2 protein-coding genes, 2 tRNA genes and 1 pseudogene are annotated in these 1,844 nt (G+C 46.9%); 1 reads left to right on the top strand and 4 read right to left on the bottom strand.

What is annotated here, in order from left to right:
* Positions 1-234: 234 nt before the first annotated feature.
* Positions 235-417 (bottom strand): hypothetical protein, encoded by a 183-nt coding sequence (locus RMO35_RS11675; RefSeq protein ID WP_309741400.1) that lies wholly within the window; start codon positions 415-417, stop codon positions 235-237.
* Positions 418-421: 4 nt separating this feature from the next.
* Here RMO35_RS11675 and grxC point away from each other — a divergent pair, with 4 nt between their 5' ends.
* Positions 422-685, top strand: a complete 264-nt coding sequence (gene grxC / locus RMO35_RS11680) for a glutaredoxin 3 (RefSeq protein ID WP_309741402.1) — start codon at positions 422-424, stop codon at positions 683-685.
* Positions 686-745: 60 nt separating this feature from the next.
* Here the strand turns inward: grxC and RMO35_RS11685 are convergent.
* The 3 genes and pseudogenes from RMO35_RS11685 to RMO35_RS11695 form a co-directional block, all read right to left on the bottom strand.
* Positions 746-818, bottom strand: a tRNA-Arg gene (locus RMO35_RS11685).
* Between the two features lie 219 nt (positions 819-1,037).
* A tRNA-Leu gene (locus tag RMO35_RS11690) sits at positions 1,038-1,119 on the bottom strand.
* A gap of 207 nt (positions 1,120-1,326) precedes the next feature.
* Positions 1,327-1,844 (bottom strand): annotated as a pseudogene (locus tag RMO35_RS11695) (aldo/keto reductase); the annotation flags it as partial.

Here is a 1,844-nt window from a genome sequence, read left to right on the forward strand (position 1 = left end):
TCATTGCTGAATATAACAAATTTAGCTCGGTAGGCGCGAACAAATCGGCACATGAGTGCCGAAAGTCGCCACTAGTGGTAGCAATTTATAAATTGCCAACTCCCAAAGTCCAGCCGTTTGACTGAGATGACTCGATACAACTGGCTGATTGTTATAGCTAAGTTTGCAGATATCATACTTGTTATATTAGTTACCCAATAACTACTGCAACTTAGATCGCTATTTACTGGTGGTCTATTTTTTGTGTGGATTGGACTGCAAGCATCGACTTCTGTATGAATAAGCTGCTTGTCTAGTTCGATCGCGATCGTCAGGTAACAGTACGATCGTTCCTGGATCTCGATCGAGTAGTAGCTGACGATCGACATCAAAAAATGCCAAAATAGTCAGTGAAGTCCAGCTTGAACCAGCAAACATTTACATGCAGCCAAATATTGAGATTTATACATGGCGAAGTTGCCCGTTTTGTATCCGGGCTAAGGCTCTACTAAAGAGTAAGGGCGTTGAATTTACCGAGTATTCGGTCGATGGTGACGAGCAAGCGCGATCGGCGATGGCAGAAAGAGGCGATGGTAAACGTTCCGTCCCACAAATATTTATCGATGATACTCACGTTGGCGGCTGTGACGCACTCCATGACTTAGATGCACAGGGCAAGCTAAATCCGTTGCTCGGTATTGCTTGATTAGCGCAATCCAGACCAAAAAGCAGCAAATGTTAAAACACTTGCTGCTTTTCTATTTTATGAGCACGGAGGGACTCGAACCCCCGCTCCTCAGGACCGGAACCTGATGCTCTATCCACTGAACCACGTGCCCTTGTAGTTATGTTTATCATAACACATTTGGAGTCATTTAGCTCAGCTAGCTTCACAAAAACTCACGATCGGCGCTCGACAAATCTACTAACTATTGTCCGTATAAGTAGTGCCGAATCTGAAGATATATCTACAAGGCCAAGATTACCCTCTAAATTAGGTAATCTCGCCTTTTCGATCGACACTGCTAGAGAGAAACTAGCGTATCTAGTAACTTGTATGCGGATGGGGAGACTCGAACTCCCAAGGACTAAGCCACACGCACCTCAAGCGTGCGCGTATACCAATTCCGCCACATCCGCTTGTTAAATTTTTTCTTGAGGTGCGCTTTACGTGCTTTGCTAAGATATCACGATCGCTGGGAATAGTCAATAGGGAGAGGGGAGAGGGAATAGGGGATAGGGGGTAGGGATTAGACTTTGGGTTTTAGGCTTTAACTTTTAGGTGGGGTTTAGAACGCAAGCGTTCTTCTATTCTCCTAGCCTCTTAACTTCCCTATCCCCTATTCTCTAGCTTTGAGACAGTCGTTTTACTTCGATACCGCCAAGGAGTCGATCGGTTTCCCAGAGTAGATCGGGGATTTTAGTGGCATGGGGACTACTTGCCAGACAGATAGACAGGTCGAGATTTTTGACATTGGTAGCTTTGGCACCAGGAAACCAGTGTCCGCCATTTTCGAGTAAGTTGTAGCGCATTTGTCCGTACTCGATCGTGTCATAAGCGATCGCGAGATTTCTCAGCCAGAGGATAATAGGGATATTAATGTTCCCAGGGGTGTCTGTGGGGTCTGGCAAGCCCTGTCGCCAAGTCTGCACCCACTCGCGCCCGAGTTTATCGATCGCCGCCTGTTCTAGGCGATCGATAATGGGCGGTAGCAGTTCGGCGGCGCGATCCAAAAGTGGGAGCGTTTTGAGGTGTTCGTCAAAGTCGCTAGGGGTAGCCGCGCCGATACTGAGCGTATGTACCTGGGGATGACTCAGACAAAAGAGATTATTGAAGACAATCGGACTCAAAGGTTGGCAGAGTT

This window comes from Chamaesiphon sp. OTE_20_metabat_361 (genome assembly GCF_031364565.1).

Coding starts and splice junctions, on each gene's coding strand:
- RMO35_RS11675 (WP_309741400.1), bottom strand. CDS start 417: ATGTTTGCTGGTTCAAGCTGGACTTCACTGACTATTTTGGCATTTTTT.
- grxC (WP_309741402.1), top strand. CDS start 422: ATGCAGCCAAATATTGAGATTTATACATGGCGAAGTTGCCCGTTTTGT.